This window comes from Solidesulfovibrio sp. C21 (assembly GCF_047785625.1).
Taxonomy (GTDB): Bacteria; Desulfobacterota; Desulfovibrionia; order Desulfovibrionales; family Desulfovibrionaceae; genus Solidesulfovibrio.
This window is the reverse complement of the sequence record NZ_JBLODY010000046.1, coordinates 14309-33145: the sequence shown is the minus strand read 5'-3', so window position 1 is coordinate 33145 and position 18837 is coordinate 14309. Positions and strand designations below refer to the sequence as shown.

The following is an 18837-nucleotide window of genomic DNA, read 5'->3' as shown; positions in this document are numbered from 1 at the left end:
CCCCCGGACCCCCACCTTCCCCAAAAACTCCTAATAGGTTAAGGGTATTACTTTTTTTAAATGCGGCGCTTCGCCGCTGGCACGGTTGTCGCCGCAATCGCGTCCGGCGTCGAGGGGCGAAAGCCCCTCGTGTCGCCGGGCCGATTGCGGCGACAAGATACCTCCAACCGCACCGCCACCCGCCATCCCAACCCGGTAAAAGGGGGCCCGGGGGACATCAAGTCCCCCGGCGGAGAGGTGCAGGAGAGGCGGAGCCTCTCCTGCCGGGGACCGGGGCAGCGCCCCGGTGGCCTCAATGCCTATGGCTTTTCCTGGGCCAAGATCAGTTCCACTTCTTCCAGGGACAGGCCGGTGGCCTTGGCCAGGGCCATGGGGGACTGGCCCCGGCGGGAGCCGTTTTTGATGATCTGGCGCAAAAAATCCGGTGACCGGATGCATTCCTCGGCTTTTTTGACCAGCTTCTCCAGTTCGCCGCGGCGCTGCTCCAGCTTCTGGTCGAGCTCGGCCAGTTCCGCCTGCCGTTGCCGGAAGCTGCCCACCAGCTCCTGTTCGAGCCTGGCGTTGAAGTCGAGCTTTTTGAGGAGCCCGTCCTGGTTTTTCTGCATCTTGGCCAGCAGGTCCTCGGACCGGCGCAGCCGGGAGAAAAAAAGCACCACCAAAAGGAGCAGGGCCAGTTCGCAGACGGTCAGAAAGATGACAAGGGTGGAATAGCCATTCATGAGGCGGACATCCGGGCCGGCGCGGGGAGGCAGGGCGTAAGCGGAACAGGCCATGGACGGCGGCCGCTACCGACCCCGGGCATGTGGCGACGTCTCCGGCCGCGCGGGTCCTTATATTTTCAGGTTGATGATCTGGCCGGCAAACGGCGACGTATTGCTGGCCTGGGTTTCCTCGGGCTCCGGCTCGGGGTGGCGGCGCGGGCGATGTTGTTGTTCGCCGCCGGCTTGGCGCTGGTGTTCGTCGCCGACGGAATCCGTGGCGCTTTGCTCTTCGATGCGCTGGGGCTGCTTGCGTTGCTCGGCCAGGGCCTGCTGGGCCAGCACCTGCGCGGAGGCCAGGGCGGCGTCCGGCTGGACCAACTCGGCATGGGCCACGTTTTGCACGTAGGGCATGGCCTGGAAGATCGTGGTCAGATCGATGGACATCTACTTCACCAGGTAATCCTCGATAAGCAGGTTATCCAACGGTTGAGCTCCGATAAACTGGTTTATGACCGACAGCACGTCTTTCTTCAGGACATCGGCATTGTTCTTATCGGTCAAAAACTCCAATTTCTTATTCTTCAGATAATAATACACGGCGTCGCGCAGGACAATGATGTTGCGCTTGAATTCCAGCTCCACGGCTTTTTCCTGGGTCACGGCCGTGAAGCGGATGGTGAGAAAGCGCGTGTGGCCCTGGGAGTCGGTCAAATCCACGAGGAAGGGTTCCATGGGGATGACGATTTCCTGCTTGGGCGCGGGCGGTTCCGGCGGCGTGGGCACCGGTTCCGGCGGCGGAGCCTGCTCGACCGGCGGCGTCTCCTCGACAGGAGCCGGCGGTGGCGCGGGCTTTTTGTGCAGCAGAAAAAAGACGGCCGCGCCGATGACGAGCAACAGCACCGGCGCGGCGATCAAAATGAGCTTTTTTTTGCGGGAAGGCTTTTTCCCCTCGGTCTCGACCGGGAACGGCGTCGCTTCCTCGGCTTGACCTTCCTCGGCGGCGGGGGCCTCTTCCTCGTCTTCGAGAAAGGGCGCATCGTCGAGGTCGAGGTCGACCTTTTGCAGCGCCTTGGGGAGGTCGTCGGACAGCTCGCTGTCGTCGAGCTTGGCCTTGACCTGGGACTCGAGACCGTCGTCGACAGCCATGGGTGCCTCGTGGCGTATGCCGCTTCGCGCCGCGAGGATGGTGCGTCGGGCCGGCATGGAGCAGACCGTCCCGTGAAGGGCCCTGGCGGCTTTGCCTGTCCCTCACCCCACACACATGGCGCGTGGGCCTAAGCCTGACGGCAAGCGGATTACTTTTCGAAAATCTTGTCTATCTTCTGGCCGAGGGTCTCCGCCGTGAAGGGTTTGACAATGTAGTTGGAGACCTTGGCCTGGACGGCCTCGATGATGTTTTCCTGCTGGGCTTCGGCCGTGACCATGAGGAACGGCGTATCGACGAATTCCTCGCTGGAACGCACCTTGCGCAGCAGTTCAATGCCCGGCATCTTGGGCATGTTCCAATCGGAGATGATAAAATCGACCTTGTCTTTATTGAGGGTTTCCCAGGCGGTGCTGCCGTCGTCGGCCTCGATGATGTTGTTGAAACCCAACTGCCTGAGAATATTCTTTATGATGCGGCGCATGGTGGAAAAATCGTCGACGACCAGGATGCGCATTTCCTTGTTGGCGGCCATGGCTTTTCTCCTGTGCTTGCAAATGCCCGTCAGTCGCCCGACGCGGGGCGACGCGCGGCATGGCGGTTTTTCTTTTTTTGCCGGGGTAAACCGGCCTCGGGCCATACCGGCGTCAGTGCTGCTCGATGTTGAATTGGGCTTTGAACTTTTGGCGAAGCCTGGCCAGGGCCTGGGAGTGCAGTTGCGATACGCGCCCCTCGGTGATGCCCATGACCTCGGAAGTCTCCCGCATGTTCAATTCCTCGCCGTAATAAAGCGACAATACCAGCTTTTCCCGGGGAGTCAAATCATCGATCAGGGACGCAAGCTTGTCGACGAGCTCCCTGAACTCGGCTGATTTGTAGGGTTCGTTTTCCAGCTGGTTCTTCTGGTAGGAGGAGATATTTTCGGTGATGGCGTCGAGGCTCAGGCACAGCTGGTTTTGCAGGGCCTCGAGGCCCTGGGTCACCTCGCGTTCGCTAAGCCCCGTGGCCTCGGCCAGCTGTTCGACGGAAGGGGTTCGGCCGGAGTCGCTTTCGATGCGCCGCGTCGCCTCCTCCAAGGTGCGCACCCGGTGGCGCTGGCCCCTGGAAAACCAGTCCATGCGCCGCAGGTCGTCGAGCATGGCTCCCTTGATGCGGGATTCGGCATAGGTCTCGAACTTGATGCCCAGTTCCGGCCGGAATCTGCCCAGCGCCTCGATAAGGCCCATGGCCCCGGCGCTTAAAAGCTCCCCCAGCTCCACGGACTGCGGCAGCTTGGCCTTGAGCCGCGTGGCCACGATTTTGATCTTGGGCGAGTAGTGGCGCACGATCTCCTGGCGATCGCGCGCATCGAAATCGTCCCACCGTTTCGCCCCGGATTCGAGGTCAAGCCAGGGGCTGTTCCTGGAAGAGGAGTTTTTTCCAGAAGAATTTGATGTTTCCATCGAGCTTGGCGTCCACGTCCCAGGAATCGATCGTTTGGGCCAGTTCCTGCAGCTTCTTGCTGGCCGGGGCGTCCGGCGTCAGGTGGCAAAACGGTTTTTGGCGGATCACCGCGTTTTTTACTGCCGGGTCGCTCGGCACAACGCCCGTGAAATCCAGGGAGATGCCCGACAGAAAATGGTCGCAGGCCGTGGACAACTTTTCGTACACGGCCTTGGCCGCCTTGAGGCTCGGGGCCATGTTCACCAGGACGCGGAAGCGGTGCACGTCGTGATGCAGGTGCATGACCTTTATAAGCGCATACGCGTCGGTGAGCGACGTGGGCTCGGTGGTCAGCACAAGCAGCCGTTCCCGCGCGGCCAAGTTGAAATAAATGACATTGTCATTGATTCCGGCCCCGGTGTCCACTAGCAAATAATTGATGCGGCCTTCAAGGTAATCCATGGCTTCCAGCAGGTCGAGCTTTTGGCCGGTGGAAAGGGCCAGCATCTCGCTGACGCCCGAGGAGGCGGGCAGAATGGAAAATCCGAACGGCGTTTCCATCAGCACCTGCCGCAGATCCACACCCTCGTGAAAGAGATGGAACAGGTTCATCTTGGGGGTGAGCCCAAGCAGTATGTCGACGTTGGCCAGCCCCAGGTCGGCGTCGAGCAGCACGACCTTGCGTCCCATCTTGGACAGGCAATAGGCCAGATTGACCGAAATATTGGTTTTGCCGACGCCGCCCTTGCCCGAGGTGACGGAGATCACCCGGGGGATGTCCGTCCCTTGGGAGGCGCTTGGCGGCAGTGCGGATGTGCGGCTAGCCATGCAGGGTCCTTAAACGCCGGCGGCGGCATCGGAATACTCGCCGGGCAACTGGTGTTTGAAAAGCAGTTTCCACACGGCCTTGCCCGAGGCCGGCGTCATGCCCTGGGTCAGTTCCGGTCCGTGGGTCAGGGCCGAAACGGGCAGGGACGCGGCATGCGCCATATTGACAAGGCAACCATAATTACAGGCTTCGTCGAGCTTCGTCCAGATGATGCTCGAAAGTGGGGCACAGGCGTAGACGCGCAGAAAATGCGCCGCCTGCGCCGGGGCGTAAAGCGGCGATAGGACCAGATGGGCGCACAGGTCCGTCCGGTCGGCGAGGCCCATCTCCCGGCACCAGCCAGCCATGGCCCCCTCGCCGCGAAGGCTCGGCGTATCCACGAACACCGCGTCCCCGGGCCGCGCCTCGTCCAGAAGGCGGCGGAACCCCTCGGGGCCGTCGGCTTCGGCGTAGGTCAGGCCCGACAGTTCGGCATAGTGGCGCAAAAGGAGCCTTCCCTTGCCGCGATCACCGTCGGCGTTGACCACCACCACCCGCCGACCGGGCGCTTCCCGCCGCGCGGCCAGGGCTTGGCGCACAAGGGCGGTGGTCTTGCCCACGCCACTCGGTCCGACGAACATGTGGGCGGTTTGCGGCCATTGGCTGACTGTCAGGGGTTTGACGCGCACCATCCGGGACAGGGCCGGAATCACCTTGTCCTCGCCGCCATCGACGATGGAGCGGTAAAGAGCCAGGATCGAGGCCTCGTCCACGCCTTCCCGCTCGAGATATTCCAGGGCCAGGCGCTGGCGTGGGGCCAGGACGCCGAAATCCATGCGCGGCCGCAGAAGCGCCAGCATGTGCCCCTTGATTTCGTCCCATTCCCGGGTCCAGTCCGCCGGCCCGGGGGAGGCGGTCGCGGCCTGGCGCGCCGGGCCGGCGGCGCGTTCCCGGGCGGGGGTGGGGGCCGCCGGCTTTTGGGGCTGTGTCAAGGGCTTTTCCGGCTGTTCCAGGGCGGCCATGACCTCGCAAAGGCAGTGTCCGTCCTCGCGCACGGTCTGGTTGCCCAAAATGACGGCCTCGGAGCCGAGTTCCTGGCGCACCTGGGAGAGCACGGCCGCCATGCTTTCGCCGCGAAAAGTCTTAACCCGCATTGGTCAGTCCTATGTTGCCGACGGATTGCAGCTTGATCTCGGCGGGAATCTCGGCCTGCGAGATCACCGGCAGGTTGGGGATGAACCTCGAGAGGAGCTGGGAAAGGTGCGGCCGCACCAGCGGCGTTGTCAAAAGCACCGGCTGCCCCTCGGTCAGCATGGCCTTGTCCATGGACTTCTGGATGGCCTGGATGATGCGCTGGGCGAGCCCCGGCTCCATGGCCAGATAGGCGCCGTGATCGGTCTGGCGCACGCTTTCCTGGATGGCCCCCTCGACCTTGGGCGCGAGGTTCAAGATGGGCAGCGCGCCTTCGCTCGTGAGGTAGGGCTTGACGATGGTGCGGCCCATGCGCGAGCGGACGTATTCGGTGAGCTGGTCGGGATCTTTGACCGAGCTTCCGTAGTCGGCCATGGTTTCGACCACGGTCAGGATGTCGCGGATGGACACGTTTTCCTTGACCAGGTTTTGCAGCACCTTCTGGACGCCGCCGAGATTCATGGCCCCGGGCACCAGGTCCTCCACGGCCTTGGGCGCGCGCTTGGCCAGGTTGTCGAGGAGCGTCTGCACTTCCTGACGGCCCAGGAATTCGTGCAGGTGCCGCTTGAAGACCTCGGTCAAATGGGTGGCGATGACCGTGGCCGGGTCGACGACGGTGTAGCCGGCCAGCATGGCCTCTTCCTTTTGCAGTTCCGGCACCCACAGCGCGGGCAGGTTGAAGGCCGGCTCGCGCGTTTCCACGCCCTTGATGCGGTGTTTGGCGTCGCCCGGGTCCATGGCCAGGTAATGGTCGATGAGGATTTCGGCCGAGGCCACCTCGTTGCCCTTTATGAGCACCACGTACTGGCCGGGGCGCAATTGCAGGTTATCGCGCAGGTGCAGCGAGGGCACGACCACGCCCATGTCCAGGGCGAACTGGCGGCGGATGGAGCGGATGCGCGTCAGCAGGTTGCCGTTTTGCTCCTCGTCGACCAGCGGTATGAGCCCGTAGCCCACTTCCAGTTCCAGGGCGTCGAGAGGCAGCAGCGTTTGGACCTCTTCGGGCGTTTCCAGTTCCGGGGCCGGCTTTTTCTCCTGCTGTTCGGACTCGGCCTTGAGCATATCCTGTTGCTTTCCGGACAGGCGGGCCACGAAGAAGATCAGAACCGACATGATGAGGAAGGGAAGCGTGGGCAGGCCCGGGACGATGGCGAATAAAAGCAGGATGCCCGAGACCATGCGCAGGGCCCGGGGATGGAAGGTGAGCTGGGCCAGGAATTCCTCGCCCATCTTGGCTTCGGCCGCGGCCCGGGACACGATCAGGCCGGCAGAGGTGGAAATGATGATGGACGGGATGATGGAGACCAAGCCGTCACCGATGGTGAGCAGGGTATAGGTCTGGGCGGCGTCCTTCCAGTCCATGCCCTTTTGCATGACGCCGATGAGGAAACCGCCGCAGATGTTGATCGCCGTGATGATGATCGTCGCGGTCACGTCTCCGGAAACGAACTTGCCCGCGCCGTCCATGGCGCCGTAGAAGTCGGCCTCCTTGCGGATGGCTTCGCGACGATCCGTGGCCTGTTTTTCGTTTATGATCCCGGCGTTCAAGTCCGCCTCGATGGCCATCTGCTTGCCCGGCATGGCGTCCAGGGTGAAGCGGGCGGCCACCTCGGCGATACGAGTGGTGCCGGAGACGATGACCTTCTTGTTGATGGCGAAAAGGACCAGGAAGATGACGCAGCCGACGATGTAGTTGCCGCCCACCACGAACTGGCCGAAAGCCTGGATGACGTGGCCGGCTGCCGAGGGACCCTCGTCGCCGTGGAGCAGGATCAGGCGCGTTGAGGCCACGTTCATGGACAGGCGCAGCATGGTGGTGACCAAAAGCAGGGACGGGTAGATGGAGAATTCCAGCGGCGAGCCCATGAACATGCTGGTAATAAGCACCACCAGGCTGATCGAGATGGAAAAGGTGAGCATCAGGTCGATAAAGGCCGGCGGAACGGGCACCAACATGACGAACAGGATCAACACCACGCCACCGGCCAGCATGAGGTCGCCCTGCTTGGTGAAGCGCTCGTAATTGAATTTGACCGGTTCGGCTATCTTCGCCATGTTTTTGACGCCTTTGCCCCGGCCTTGGCCGATCAGCGGATGTGGCCGGGACGCTTGAACTTGTCGAGCTGAGCCAGGATCGAGGCCACTGCCTGGTAGAGGTCCTCGGGAATGGTCTGGCCAATTTCCACATTCTTATACAAAGCCTGTGCCAGGGGCTTGTTCTCCCGGATGGGGATGTGGTTTTCCCGGGCGACTTCCTTGATCTTTTCGGCCAGATGATCGGCGCCCTTGGCCAGAAGCAGCGGGGCCGGGGACTCCTTGGGGTCGTAGCGCAGGGCGCAGGCAAGGTGGGTCGGGTTGGTAATGACCACGTCGGCCTTTGGAACATCCTGGAGCATGCGGCGCTGCATGACTTCCATCATCTTGCGCTTCTGTTGTTGCTTGATGGCCGGGTCGCCGAGGGACTGCTTGGTTTCGTCCTTGATCTCGTCCTTGGTCATCTTGAGGTTTTCTTCGTAGTCCCAGCGGGTGTACCAGACGTCGAGAACGGCGATGAGGACCATGGGGGCCAGGGTGTAGAGCACCATGGTGAAGCCGTTTTGCAGCAGAAAAACCGTCAGTGTATGGGGCGTCTGGTAGAAAAGCGGTAAAAATTCGTTGAATTTGTTTTTGAGGATCAGATAGGGCGCGACGGCGATGGCCGCGGCCATGCCCACTTGCTTGCCGAGCTGCACAAGGGTCCTTGGATTAATGAGGAGCTTTTGCAGCGCGCCCATGGGATTGAAGAGGTTGCTGAAATCCGGCTCGAACAGCTTCGAGTGCCAAATGGAGCCGACCTGTATCCGCTGGGTGACAAAGGCGATGACGGCGATGACCAGAAAAAGGGGCAGCAGCATTACGGCCAGCTTGCCGGAGAGCATCCAGGCAAGGGCGTAGACCGCATCAGGGGTGGCTTCGAACCGGAGGCGCTGGCCCAAGAAAAAGGTGAACACCTCCTGGAGCTCGTCGCCCAGAGAGCTGATCGTCAAACGGATGACAAAGAGTCCCGTGAAAAGCACGGTGAGCTTGGGCAGTTCCTGACTGCGGGGGACCGACCCCTTTTCGCGGGCCTTGTCGCGCCGTTTCGGGGTGGCTTGTTCTGTTTTGCTCGGATCTTTGGCCATGGCGGAAAAGGCGGCTTATCCCGACGCCTTGAGCATGAGCGCGTACATCGGGCCGATCTCGGCGATATAGCGCCCGACGTACAGCGCCAGCGCGCCGAAGACCAGGGTCATAAAGAGAAAGCCCACGCCGATTTTGAGCGGAAAGCCGATGAAAAGCACGTTCATCTGGGGCGCGGCCCGGGCCACCAACGCCAAGGCCAGGTCCACCAGGAAGATCGAGGCCATGATCGGGGCCGCGATTTTAAGCGCCATGACGAACATCTGCCCGGAAAAGGTGATGAGATGTTCGCCCAGGGCCGGGCTTATGAAAAGCCCGCCCGGCGGCACCAGCTTGAAGCTCTGGGCCAGCCCGCCGAGCAGGACCAGATGGCCGTTTAAGGTCAAAAAAAGCATGGTGGTCACCTGGCTCATCAGGTGCCCGAGGCCCGACTCCGACGCGCCGGTCATGGGGTCCATGCTGTTCATGAGCGAAAAGCCCATGGAAAAGCCCATGATGGAGCCGGCGCACTGCACGGCCGAGAAGAGGAACAGGACCAGGATGTTGAGCAAAAGCCCCATGACCACCTCGCCAAGGAGCATCAGCGACAGTGACCAGACGTTGCCCGGCATCATGGTCCCCGGAAAGGACAGCATGGGAAAAACGGCCAGGGTCAGCATCAGGCAAAACGCCGCCTTGACCATATTGGGCAGGAAGTTGGCCCCGAAAAAAGGCAGCAGAAACACCACCAAGCTTATGCGCATGAGCGTCAGCACGAAACTGAAAACGGTGGCGGGCTCGAATTGGAACAGATTCATGCCGTGCGGCAAGCAAAACCCGGGCCAGGGAGTTTATTCCAGGATGTAGCGCATGGGGTCCACGGGCACGCCGCCGAGGCGCGTCTCGTAGTGCAGATGGGGGCCCGTGGACTGGCCGAGGTCGCCCACGTGGCCAATCAACTGGCCCCGCTTGACGGTCTGGCCGGCGGCCACTTCCGCGTCGCGCAGATGGCTGTAGGAGGTGGTCAGCCCCCCGCCGTGGTCGACGGTCACGGCGAATCCCCCGTCGTCGGCCTCGCCGGCGAAGGTCACCGTCCCGTCGGCCGGGGCCACCACCGGCGTGCCGATGGGGGCGGAGATATCCAGGCCCTTGTGCAGCTCCTTCTTGCCGGTAAAGGGCGAAACCCGCTCGCCAAAGGGCGAGGATATCCAGCCGGTCACCGGCCAGGACATGGGCATGGAGGCGGGCAGGCTTCCCTCCTGCGACAGGGCGTCGAACAGTTCCCGCTGGCGCGCGCGCTCCAGGGAGGCGGTATCGCGCAGGCGGCCGAGAAACTCGTGGAGCTTGCGGGTGAGCATTTCCTGGCGGTACAGCGGCAGGTATTTTTTCTCGAAATCCTTGTCCCCGGCCCCCTCCGGAGAAACGTCGCGCGGCTCCTTGTCCAGGCCGACCATCAGGCGCAGCTTGGCGTCGAAGCCGCGCAGTCTGGTGAGGTCCGCTTCCAGTGTCTTGACCTTTTCCGACAGGGCCAGAAGCTGGGTGGTTTGCTCCATGGCCTGCTTTTCCTTGGCGGTCACGTCGCGTTCCATCTGTTTATAATTATAAAAATATCTTACGAGAAAGACGTTGCCGGCCACAAGCATGGCGGCCAGGATGAGGATGGCGGCGAAAAGCCAGCCCCGTAGGCGCAGTTTGCGGCACACGCCGTGCTGGTCCCGGAAAACGACGATATGGTAGTTTTTAAACATGACGGCTGGGTAGGCGGCTAACGGGGCGTTGCGTCCTTGTCAAGCTGCCAACGACCCAGGGCATGCTCCAGGTTGACGGCGCGTTTTTTGTCGCCGGCGCAGATGCCGGCGACCCACTGTTCGGCCTCGTGGCGCATGGACTTGCCGGCCATGGGGCAGGAATTGGCGAAAACCGGCAGTTCCCAGGCCTTGGATGCCCGGATGATGGTCTTTTTGTCCACCAGGAGAAGCGGGCGGATGACCGTCAGCCGTCCGTCGAAAAAGGATTCCCGGCAGGACAGGCCGTCCACGCGGCCGTTTTGGAAAATATTGAGGAAAAAGGTGGCCGCCAGGTCGTCGGCGTTGTGGCCGAAGGCGAGATGGGTGAGCCCGTAGGCCGCGCACAGGTCGAACAGCCGCTTGCGGCGTAGCCAGGCGCAATAAAAACAGGGGGAGTTTTTTTTGTTCTCCTCGGAAAAGGCCCGGGGCCCGAAGTCCGTGACCTCGATATGGGAGGCCAAACCCATATCCGCCGCCAGATCAAGCAGCGACAGATGGTTTTCCCTGTCGAAACCAGGGTTTAAATGGAGCAGCATGAGTTCCACGGGAAAGGGCACGATGCGGCGGCGGATACCCAGCACGGCCAGCATGACCAGACTGTCCACGCCGCCGGAAACAGCCACGCCGACCCGGGCCCTCGGCGTCAGCTGACCGGTATGCATCATGAGCTTGCCGGCCTTGGCCACGCAGGTCCGCTGAGCATAGCCCAGGTCCCGGGTCCGCAGAAATTTTGTCGCGCCCGTCATGAATCTTCCCGGTTACAGCGTGTTTTCCATGAGAATGCCGCGCACCTCGGCGATGTGCTCGAGGATGGCGGCCATGACGTTTTCCATCTGGATGGGGGTGACGTCGAGGCGGGCGAACACGGACTCGGAAGGCGTGTACTGCATGCCGTCGATGCCCATGCCGATGCCGGTCATCTTGGCGATGACGTCGCCCACGTGCACGAGGTCCAGGGCCAGGTCCGGCTCGGGGCAGTCGTCTGGCCGCAGGCGGTAGCGCACCACGTTGACGATGGGAATGGGGATGGACCAGCGCTCGAGCAGCACGGCCCCGAGTTCGGCGTGGTTGATGCCGAGCACTTCCTCCTCGGCCTGCTCGAAGGATATCTGGCGTTCATGGGCCAGGGCCAGGATGGGCGCCGCGTCCACCTCCAGAAAGGAGCCGAGCACCGTCTTGCCGATATTGACGAGCAGGCCGGCCGTGAAGGTGTGGGGCGGAGCTGTCAAGTCCAGTTCCCTGGCCAGGCTCTCGGAAGCCGTGGCCACGGCCACGGAATGTTCCAGCAGTTCCCCGGGCCGCAGGCCGTAGCCCTCGACGGCGTTGCGGGTCATGGGGGCGACCCCGGAGGCGATCACGAGCTGGTAGACCCGGTGCAATCCCAGGCGCATCAGCGCCTCCTTGACCGAACTCACCTTGCCGCCGGAACCGAAGAACGAGGAATTGGCCATGCGCAGCACGTTGACCGTGAGCCCCGGATCGTACTCGATGATCCGGGCCAGTTCGCGCAGGTCGGCTTCGGGGTTGCCGATATAGGTCAGAACCTTCTGCACGGGCATGGGCATCTGGGGGATGGCCGTGGCCTTTTGGATGATTTCCTCGCGTCGGCTCATAAGTCCCACGACCTCCCGCAAGATGAGATCACAACCCTGCCCGTTTCCGCGAAGAGACGCATGGTGCGCGGAATGGTGCCGCCGACGTCATCGGCGATCAGGCGCATTTCATTTATCTGCAGCAGTTTTTTCAGTGCCGCGAAATTGTTGGCTCCCGTGTCGAACTGGTTGGAAATATGCATCATCCGGCCGCAACCAGCGGCCTTGAGGATCATGTTTTCCCTGGTGGCGCCCCGACCGAACATGGCGCGCATCATTTGCGGTACGCCCAGGTTAACATACATGTAGGGGTTTTTGACAGGCCCCTTGGCGCCGTCCCTGGCAACGGGCAGCAGGCAATGGATGAGCCCGGCCACGCCGACCGTGGGGTCGTAGACGGCAAGCCCCAGGCACGAGCCCAAAGCATGTGTGACAAGCACATCCTTGGCCCGGGTGGTGACCTTCATGTCGGAGATGCTGACGATGATCTCCATGGGCTGCGGCCTGGGTGGTCCTTGACGGCAAAATGGTTAAGGTCTTTTGAAATCCGGGGGATAAGCTTATCTGGAAAGCCGGACAAGGACAAGGCCGCGCCAGCCCCCGGGCCGTGTCCCCGACCATGGTTGTGGACAGAATCCGGGCAAGCGCATACTTTCCCCAGGTTTTCGCAGACGCTGCGGAAGCCGGGCAAAGGCCCATCAGGAGCCGGCGATGTCCATCGAATTTTTCAAGCACATCATTGAGCAATACGGGTACCTCGCCCTTTTTATCGGCACGTTTCTCGAAGGGGAGACCATCCTGCTCCTGGCCGGATTCGCCGCCCAGTCACCGCAGTTCGGACTGGATTTGCGCTACGTGATTCTTTTCGCCTTCGCCGGCAGCCTGGCCGGGGACCAGACGGCCTTTTTCGTCGGCCGCCACTTTGGCCGCCGGCTGATCCAAAAAAGCGAGAAATGGCGGATACGGGCCGAGCGGGTCCATACCATGCTCAAGAAGTATCATGAAATCCTTATTCTTTCTTTCCGTTTTTTTTACGGCCTGCGCAACCTTACGCCGTTCGTCCTCGGTACGGCCGACATCACCGTGCACAAGTTCTTCTGTTTAAACGCCATCGGTGCGGCCGTCTGGGCCGTGGCCTTCGCCTCGGTGGGCTACGCCTTTGGCAGCATTCTGGAAAACGTGTTGATCCGGCTGATCGACAACGTGCACCATGCCGAACTGGCCATATTGGGCTTGGCCGCTGTGGCCATCGTCGTCGTCTGGGTCGTCAAGCGGGTGCGCCGCCGCTAGCCTTGCGCCTGCAAACCTCGTACATTCTCTTCATATCCAACCGACTATTAGGTTGACTATACTGGCTATTTCAGGAGATTCACGGGAAAAACGAATCGCGCTCCGCCGTGCTGTGGTCAGGGGGGTGTGTTGCGCGACTTGTACGACGGCAAAGGAATCCTTTGAAATCCGCAAAAAAACGTGTAGTTTCTCCATGACCCCGGCATCTCGTCCGTGGGTGTTGTTTGGAAATGCGCGCGGCAGTGTCAAGCGCGAATGTCCGGCGTCGCTCTTCGTAAAGCCGAAGCGGCGGAGATGGGAATAATGGCCGATACCATGCACCACGCGCAGTCCACTGTCGACATGCTGCGTCAATGCCGCGCGGCTCTTGGCGGTATGGAACACGGCCTGTCGTCCCTCATGAAAGGGCGTGAACGGGATTTCCTCAGCCTCGGGGAAAACCTCATGGCCTTGCAATCGGGGTGCGAGGACATTTCGCGCAATGCCCACGAGTTGGTGGAACAGACCGCCGGCGTGGACATGCACGCCTCCCTCGGCCGCCTTTCCGGCGAGCTGACCGACCTGACCGATGTCTCGGCCAACGACGCCGGCCGTCGCAGCCTGGCTGACATTGAGAATGTCGGCAGGATCGTCGAGGAACTTTCCTCCATCACCTCGGCCTTTTCCAAGATCGTCAAGCACTTGAGCATGCTCGGCATTGCCACCCGCATCGAAAGCGCCCGCCTTGGCGCCGATGGACGCGGTTTTTCCACCCTGGCTGACGACGTGGAGAAGCTCGCCCATCTGATCGTGGATCATTGCGGGGCCATCGCCGCCAAGGTCGAGACCCTGCGCGGCCATGTGCACGCGGCCAAGGAACGGACCCGGGGCATCATCAAAGCCCAGGAGCACTGCTACGACGTCATCTCCCGGGAACTGACGTCCAATATCGAGAATGTGGCCGACATGGCCGACCGTTCCGGTGTGGTCTCCCGTCAGCTGTCCCTGGCTGCCGGTGAGATAGAAGCCGATATCGGCCAGGCTGTCAGGTCGTTGCAATCCCACGATATCGTCCGTCAGCAGATCGAGCATGCCGAACGCGCCCTGGCCGAGGTGTCCGGGCTGCTCGAAGCCGGTCCCAAGGACGACGACAATGGCGAGGACGCCAGAGATTTGGTGGCCTTTGTCGCCGACGTGCTCACATTGCAGGATTCGCAACTGGCAAGCGCCGATCGCCATTTTTCCGAGGCGGCGGGGGTGTTGCGCGAAAGTCTCGCCTCCCTGGCCTCCCGTATCCGGGGCATCGGCGTGGACATCGCCGCTGTGGGCGGAAGGGCCGGCGAGGCCAGTCCTTTGGCCCGCGTGCAGGCGGGCATTGCCTCGGTCAAGGCCGAGCTGGGCGATTTCGCCGCCCAGGGGGAAGCTTTGGGCGGCATTATGGACTCCGTGGCCGCCACCATCACCGACATGGGCGATTCCATCGAGGCCATCGAGGAGGTTGGGGCGGAAATCGAGTTGATCGCGCTTAACGCCAGCATCAAGGCCGCTCATACCGGCGAGGCCGGCGCGGCGCTCGGCGTGCTGGCCCTGGCCATCCAGCATTTGTCCGCCGACGCCAGGCGACAGACCGACGCCGTGGCCGCCATCCTCGGGGAAATTTCAAACGCCGCCAAGACGCTTCAGGACAACGCCGGCAAGCACAACGACCAGTCCGAGGCCTGGCGGGTGGTGGGCGAGCTCGACGCCGTCCTGGCCGACCTTTCGGTGACCGCGGAGAAGTGCCAGTCGCTTTTCGCCTTTCTGCACGACGCCAGCGCCTCCCTCGGGACCCGGGCCGCCGAAGTGGGGCAGGGCATCGACTTCGACCGCGAGATCGGCTCCCGTCTGGCCGCCATCCGCCGGACTCTGGACGGGCAGGTGGCCAAGGCCCGGGAAATCGTGCCCGAAGGCGGGCAAGGCACCAGCACGCGCTTGCGCGAGCTTTACGATCGCTACACCATGGAGGCGGAGCGGGCCGTGCACGAAACGGCGTTTGGCTTGGCCCCGGTGGGGAAGAAAAAGGCCGATCCGGGTATGGCGGCCCCCGAGGCGGCGTCCACCGACGCAGGGGAATTCGGGGACAATGTCGAATTGTTTTAACCACGAACCCAAGGCGCAGGCTGGGAGGGGCTTTTGTCCATGAACACGCAGGAAGATGCCCACCGCGCCGCCTACCTGGAAGAAGCCCGGGAACTGCTCGCCGATCTGGAAGCATCGCTTCTGGAACTCGAGCGCACCCCGGACGACGCCGATCTGCTGCACAAAATTTTTCGCGCCCTGCATACCATCAAGGGCTCCGGGTCCATGTTCGGCTTCGACGACATCGCGGCCTTCACCCACGACGTGGAATCGGTTTTCGACCGCGTCCGCAACGGCCTGCTCGCGGTCAACGGCCGGCTGCTCGACCTGTCGCTGCGCGCCTGCGACCACATCAAAAGCCTGCTTTCCCCTGACGACGAGGATGCTGCGGTCCTGGACGCCGATGGACGGGAAATCCTCGAGGGGTTTCGGGCCTTTGGCGGTGAAACGGCCAAGCCCGCCACCGAAGCGCCCCAGGTCGAGCCTGCTGCCCAGGCGACCACCGCCGCGGTGATGCGCATTTTCCGGCTGCGTTTCCAGCCCCATGCCGGCATGCTGGCCTCGGGCAACAATCCGCTGCACCTGCTCGAGGACGTCGCCGCTTTGGGCGATTGCCGCCTGTACGCCCATGTCGAGAATATCGCCCCCCTTGACGGCCTGGACCCGGAGGCCTGCCTGGCCTGGTGGGACTGCGTCATCCGCACCACGTCCGATGCGGCGGCCCTGACAGACGTGTTCGTATTCGCCGAGGATGACTGCGAGCTTTCCGTGGAAATCCTTGACGACGGCTGCGCCGTGAACGGGGAGCAGGTTCATTGCCGCCTGGGCGACATCCTGGTCGCCCGGGGCGATATCACTCCCGAGGATTTGGCCGAGGCGCTTTCCAGCCAGCGCCGCCTGGGCGACATTCTGAAAGACAAGGGAGTCGTCAGCAACGGGCAGGTGGCCTCGGCGCTGTCCGAGCAGGCCGCCGTGCGCGAACTGGCCGTCAAGCATCATGAGCGCGCCGAAAAGGCCTCGAGCATTCGCGTCGCCGCCGACAAGCTCGACGCCCTGGTCGACCTCGTGGGCGAGCTGGTCATTGTCCAGGCCCAGATCCGGCAAGCCGTGGAGGAGCGGGGCGATCCGCTGCTTCGCTCTCTGGCCGAGCACCTGGAGCGCCTGGGCGACAGTTTGCGCGATTCCACACTGTCCATCCGCATGCTGCCCATCGGGGCCACCTTCGGCAAGTTCCGCCGCCTGGTGCGGGATCTGACCGCCGAACTCGGCAAGGAGATCGAGCTTGTGACCACGGGCGAAGAGACCGAGCTCGACAAAACGGTCATCGAGCGCCTGAGCGATCCGCTGGTCCATCTTTTGCGCAACAGCATCGACCACGGCATCGAATCACCCGAGGCCAGGGCGGCGGCGGGCAAGCCTGCGACCGGCGTCATCCGCCTGGGTGCCGCCCATGCCGGCGGCGAGGTGGTCATCACCGTGGCCGACGACGGCGCGGGACTTGACGCCGTCGCCATCCGTACCCGGGCCGAGGAGCGGGGACTTGTTCCCCCCGGCCTGGAGATGACCTCCAAGGAGCTCTACAACCTCATTTTCCTGCCCGGTTTTTCCACGGCCAAAGCCGTTACCAGCATTTCCGGCCGGGGCGTGGGCATGGACGTGGTCAAAAGGGCCATCGAAACGCTTCGCGGCGTGGTCGAAATCGATTCCGAGCCGGGCCGGGGCACGACCATCACCGTGCGTCTGCCCCTGACGCTCGCCATCATCGACGGCTTGCAGGTGCAGGTGGGCGCGCAATATTATGTCCTGCCCCTGGCTTCGGTCGGGGAGTGCCTGGAGATGGCCCGTGAGCCCGGCAACGGCGGCGAGGCCGGGATGCTCAACATGCGCGGCGAGGTCGTGCCCTGCCTGCGCCTGCGCGACCTGTTCGCCATCGACGGTGCGCCGCCCGACATTGAGCCCATCGTCGTCGTGGCCGTCGACGGGACCAGGGTCGGACTGGCCGTGGACCGGGTGATCGGGGAACATCAGACCGTGATCAAGAGCCTGGGACCGCTGTACCGCGACATCGGGGAGTTTTCCGGGGCAACCATACGGGGGGACGGTCGCTTGGCGCTGATCCTGGACGTGTCCGCTCTGGTGCGCCGGGCCGAATCCAGCGAGATCCGCCGCGCGGCCACCGTCTGACCGGAAGGCCGCCCATGGCCATAAGGGCCTATTTTTCAAGGGATGCGTCACGAACGCCGTCGCAGGGAGGAATACATGGCCGAGGCCGCAAGCTCAAACGACAACCAATACCTCACCTTCACCCTGGAACGGGAGCTCTTCGCCCTGGACATCGGCTCGGTGCGCGAGGTCCTGGAGCTGGTCAACATCACCCGCGTGCCGCGTACCCCGGAGTACATCCGTGGCGTGATCAACCTGCGCGGTCGGGCCGTGCCGGTGGTGGATCTCAAGCTCAAGTTCGGCATGGGCGCCACCGAACGCACGGTCAATACCTGCATCATCATCGTGGAGGTCGCCCTCGACGGCGAGTCCACGGTGCTCGGGGCCCTGGCCGACTCGGTCCAGGAAGTCTACGAGATGGAAGCCGGGCAAATCGAGCCGGCTCCGCGCATGGGCACCCCGATCAGGGGCGAGTTCATCCGGGGCATCGGCAAGTCCGGCGAGAAATTCATCATTATTCTCGACATCAACAAGGTTTTCACTTCCCTGGAACTGGCCGGACTGACCCAGAGTCTCGGTGAAGTGGCCACGGAAAACGGGGAGGCCTGACCCCAATGGCGGCTGTCGGCGTTCCGGTCAGGGCCAGCGGCCTTGCGGCCATGACGGAAAAGGAATTCAAGAAGCTGAGCGAATTCATCCATACCGAAGTCGGCATCAAGCTTCCGCCGTCCAAAAAGGTCATGGTCGAAGCCAGGCTGCAAAAGCGCCTGCGCACCCTCGGTATGTGCGGGTACCATGACTATTACGATTTCCTGTTCAGCCCCAGGGGGCTGGACGAGGAACTCGTGCACCTAATCGACGTCATCACCACCAATACCACGGAGTTTTTTCGTGAGCCGCGTCATTTTGAGGTCCTGACCCAGGATGTCCTGCCTGTCTGGCGCGCCGCCCATGGGCCCTCGCGTCCGTTTCGCCTGTGGAGCGCCGGCTGCTCCACAGGCGAGGAACCCTACACGCTTTCCATCGTGCTGTCGGAATTCGCCCTGCGCACCCCGGGCTTCCGCTACGCCATCATGGCCACGGACATTTCGACCAGGGTGCTGGCTATGGCCAAAAACGGCGTCTATCCCGAGGAGCGGCTGGCCAAGATGTCCCTGGATTTCAAGCGCCGCTATTTCCTGCGCAGCAAGGACCGGTCGAAAAAGCTCGTGCGCCTGATGCCTGAATTACGCCGGGTCATCGACTTCAGACGCTTGAACTTCATGCAACCCTTTAGCTTTCCGGAACCCCTCGACACCATATTTTGCCGCAACGTCATGATCTATTTCGATCGGACGACCCAGGAACAGTTGCTGCAGAAATTCTGCACCCAGCTGCGTCGGGACGGGTTCCTTTTTATAGGCCATTCCGAGAGCCTCACCGGAATGGACTTGCCCTTGCGCCAGCACGCTCCCACGGTATATAAAAAGATTTAGCCGGTGCTCCAACCTGCAAAAGAGGCCGT

General features: G+C 62.5%; 19 protein-coding genes. 5 read left to right on the top strand and 14 right to left on the bottom strand.

Annotation, left to right across the window (positions count from 1 at the left end):
• Positions 1–299: 299 nt before the first annotated feature.
• The 14 genes from ACMZ6R_RS13780 to ACMZ6R_RS13715 form a co-directional block, all read right to left on the bottom strand.
• Positions 300–719, bottom strand: a complete 420-nt coding sequence (locus tag ACMZ6R_RS13780) for a hypothetical protein (protein WP_416112397.1) — start codon at positions 717–719, stop codon at positions 300–302.
• A 111-nt stretch (positions 720–830) separates the two neighbouring features.
• Complete coding sequence (locus ACMZ6R_RS13775) at positions 831–1145, bottom strand: hypothetical protein (protein ID WP_416112395.1); 315 nt, start codon at positions 1143–1145, stop codon at positions 831–833.
• Positions 1146–1904: a flagellar basal body-associated protein FliL gene (locus ACMZ6R_RS13770; RefSeq protein ID WP_416112393.1), complete on the bottom strand. Its 759-nt coding sequence runs from the start codon at positions 1902–1904 to the stop codon at positions 1146–1148.
• 92 nt (positions 1905–1996) lie between these two features.
• A complete protein-coding gene (locus ACMZ6R_RS13765; RefSeq protein WP_416112391.1) occupies positions 1997–2380 on the bottom strand; it encodes a chemotaxis response regulator CheY in 384 nt (127 codons plus the stop codon).
• 112 nt (positions 2381–2492) lie between these two features.
• Entirely contained in the window at positions 2493–3287 is a 795-nt protein-coding gene (locus ACMZ6R_RS13760) for a FliA/WhiG family RNA polymerase sigma factor (protein WP_416112389.1), read from the bottom strand.
• Entirely contained in the window at positions 3229–4095 is an 867-nt protein-coding gene (locus ACMZ6R_RS13755) for a MinD/ParA family protein (RefSeq protein WP_416112387.1), read from the bottom strand. Before ACMZ6R_RS13755 ends, ACMZ6R_RS13760 begins: the two co-directional genes overlap by 59 nt.
• 9 nt (positions 4096–4104) lie before the next feature.
• Complete coding sequence (locus ACMZ6R_RS13750) at positions 4105–5229, bottom strand: flagellar biosynthesis protein FlhF (RefSeq protein ID WP_416112385.1); 1125 nt, start codon at positions 5227–5229, stop codon at positions 4105–4107.
• Complete coding sequence (gene flhA / locus ACMZ6R_RS13745) at positions 5219–7321, bottom strand: flagellar biosynthesis protein FlhA (RefSeq protein ID WP_416112383.1); 2103 nt, start codon at positions 7319–7321, stop codon at positions 5219–5221. The genes ACMZ6R_RS13750 and flhA overlap by 11 nt, the downstream gene beginning before the upstream one ends.
• A gap of 32 nt (positions 7322–7353) precedes the next feature.
• Positions 7354–8427 carry a flagellar type III secretion system protein FlhB gene (gene flhB / locus ACMZ6R_RS13740; protein WP_416112381.1) on the bottom strand — a complete coding sequence of 358 codons (1074 nt, stop codon included), beginning with the start codon at positions 8425–8427 and terminating at the stop codon, positions 7354–7356.
• A 15-nt stretch (positions 8428–8442) separates the two neighbouring features.
• A complete protein-coding gene (gene fliR / locus ACMZ6R_RS13735; protein WP_416112379.1) occupies positions 8443–9222 on the bottom strand; it encodes a flagellar biosynthetic protein FliR in 780 nt (259 codons plus the stop codon).
• A gap of 33 nt (positions 9223–9255) precedes the next feature.
• A complete protein-coding gene (locus tag ACMZ6R_RS13730) occupies positions 9256–10152 on the bottom strand; it encodes a M23 family metallopeptidase (RefSeq protein WP_416112377.1) in 897 nt (298 codons plus the stop codon).
• Positions 10153–10169: 17 nt separating this feature from the next.
• The gene (locus ACMZ6R_RS13725) at positions 10170–10937 is read right to left on the bottom strand and encodes a tRNA lysidine(34) synthetase (protein ID WP_416112375.1); all 768 of its coding nucleotides are present in this window, start codon (positions 10935–10937) and stop codon (positions 10170–10172) included.
• Positions 10938–10949: 12 nt separating this feature from the next.
• Positions 10950–11804, bottom strand: coding sequence for an HDOD domain-containing protein (locus ACMZ6R_RS13720; RefSeq protein WP_416112374.1), 855 nt, complete (start codon positions 11802–11804; stop codon positions 10950–10952).
• A complete protein-coding gene (locus ACMZ6R_RS13715; RefSeq protein ID WP_416112372.1) occupies positions 11801–12277 on the bottom strand; it encodes a chemotaxis protein CheD in 477 nt (158 codons plus the stop codon). Before ACMZ6R_RS13715 ends, ACMZ6R_RS13720 begins: the two co-directional genes overlap by 4 nt.
• Positions 12278–12494: 217 nt before the next feature.
• Between ACMZ6R_RS13715 and ACMZ6R_RS13710 the strand changes: the two genes are divergently transcribed.
• The 5 genes from ACMZ6R_RS13710 to ACMZ6R_RS13690 all read left to right on the top strand — a co-directional run bounded on the left by ACMZ6R_RS13710 (position 12495) and on the right by ACMZ6R_RS13690 (position 18808).
• Positions 12495–13073: a DedA family protein gene (locus ACMZ6R_RS13710; protein ID WP_416112370.1), complete on the top strand. Its 579-nt coding sequence runs from the start codon at positions 12495–12497 to the stop codon at positions 13071–13073.
• Between the two features lie 303 nt (positions 13074–13376).
• Positions 13377–15191: a methyl-accepting chemotaxis protein gene (locus ACMZ6R_RS13705; protein ID WP_416112368.1), complete on the top strand. Its 1815-nt coding sequence runs from the start codon at positions 13377–13379 to the stop codon at positions 15189–15191.
• A 39-nt stretch (positions 15192–15230) separates the two neighbouring features.
• Entirely contained in the window at positions 15231–17354 is a 2124-nt protein-coding gene (locus ACMZ6R_RS13700) for a chemotaxis protein CheA (RefSeq protein WP_416112366.1), read from the top strand.
• Between the two features lie 75 nt (positions 17355–17429).
• Positions 17430–17942 (top strand): chemotaxis protein CheW, encoded by a 513-nt coding sequence (locus ACMZ6R_RS13695; protein ID WP_416112364.1) that lies wholly within the window; start codon positions 17430–17432, stop codon positions 17940–17942.
• 5 nt (positions 17943–17947) lie between these two features.
• Positions 17948–18808 carry a CheR family methyltransferase gene (locus ACMZ6R_RS13690; RefSeq protein WP_416112362.1) on the top strand — a complete coding sequence of 287 codons (861 nt, stop codon included), beginning with the start codon at positions 17948–17950 and terminating at the stop codon, positions 18806–18808.
• The last annotated feature ends 29 nt before the right edge of the window (positions 18809–18837 follow it).

Coding starts and splice junctions, on each gene's coding strand:
- ACMZ6R_RS13780 (WP_416112397.1), bottom strand. CDS start 719: ATGAATGGCTATTCCACCCTTGTCATCTTTCTGACCGTCTGCGAACTG.
- ACMZ6R_RS13775 (WP_416112395.1), bottom strand. CDS start 1,145: ATGTCCATCGATCTGACCACGATCTTCCAGGCCATGCCCTACGTGCAA.
- ACMZ6R_RS13770 (WP_416112393.1), bottom strand. CDS start 1,904: ATGCCGGCCCGACGCACCATCCTCGCGGCGCGAAGCGGCATACGCCAC.
- ACMZ6R_RS13765 (WP_416112391.1), bottom strand. CDS start 2,380: ATGGCCGCCAACAAGGAAATGCGCATCCTGGTCGTCGACGATTTTTCC.
- ACMZ6R_RS13760 (WP_416112389.1), bottom strand. CDS start 3,287: ATGGAAACATCAAATTCTTCTGGAAAAAACTCCTCTTCCAGGAACAGC.
- ACMZ6R_RS13755 (WP_416112387.1), bottom strand. CDS start 4,095: ATGGCTAGCCGCACATCCGCACTGCCGCCAAGCGCCTCCCAAGGGACG.
- ACMZ6R_RS13750 (WP_416112385.1), bottom strand. CDS start 5,229: ATGCGGGTTAAGACTTTTCGCGGCGAAAGCATGGCGGCCGTGCTCTCC.
- flhA (WP_416112383.1), bottom strand. CDS start 7,321: ATGGCGAAGATAGCCGAACCGGTCAAATTCAATTACGAGCGCTTCACC.
- flhB (WP_416112381.1), bottom strand. CDS start 8,427: ATGGCCAAAGATCCGAGCAAAACAGAACAAGCCACCCCGAAACGGCGC.
- fliR (WP_416112379.1), bottom strand. CDS start 9,222: ATGAATCTGTTCCAATTCGAGCCCGCCACCGTTTTCAGTTTCGTGCTG.
- ACMZ6R_RS13730 (WP_416112377.1), bottom strand. CDS start 10,152: ATGTTTAAAAACTACCATATCGTCGTTTTCCGGGACCAGCACGGCGTG.
- ACMZ6R_RS13725 (WP_416112375.1), bottom strand. CDS start 10,937: ATGACGGGCGCGACAAAATTTCTGCGGACCCGGGACCTGGGCTATGCT.
- ACMZ6R_RS13720 (WP_416112374.1), bottom strand. CDS start 11,804: ATGAGCCGACGCGAGGAAATCATCCAAAAGGCCACGGCCATCCCCCAG.
- ACMZ6R_RS13715 (WP_416112372.1), bottom strand. CDS start 12,277: ATGGAGATCATCGTCAGCATCTCCGACATGAAGGTCACCACCCGGGCC.
- ACMZ6R_RS13710 (WP_416112370.1), top strand. CDS start 12,495: ATGTCCATCGAATTTTTCAAGCACATCATTGAGCAATACGGGTACCTC.
- ACMZ6R_RS13705 (WP_416112368.1), top strand. CDS start 13,377: ATGGCCGATACCATGCACCACGCGCAGTCCACTGTCGACATGCTGCGT.
- ACMZ6R_RS13700 (WP_416112366.1), top strand. CDS start 15,231: ATGAACACGCAGGAAGATGCCCACCGCGCCGCCTACCTGGAAGAAGCC.
- ACMZ6R_RS13695 (WP_416112364.1), top strand. CDS start 17,430: ATGGCCGAGGCCGCAAGCTCAAACGACAACCAATACCTCACCTTCACC.
- ACMZ6R_RS13690 (WP_416112362.1), top strand. CDS start 17,948: ATGGCGGCTGTCGGCGTTCCGGTCAGGGCCAGCGGCCTTGCGGCCATG.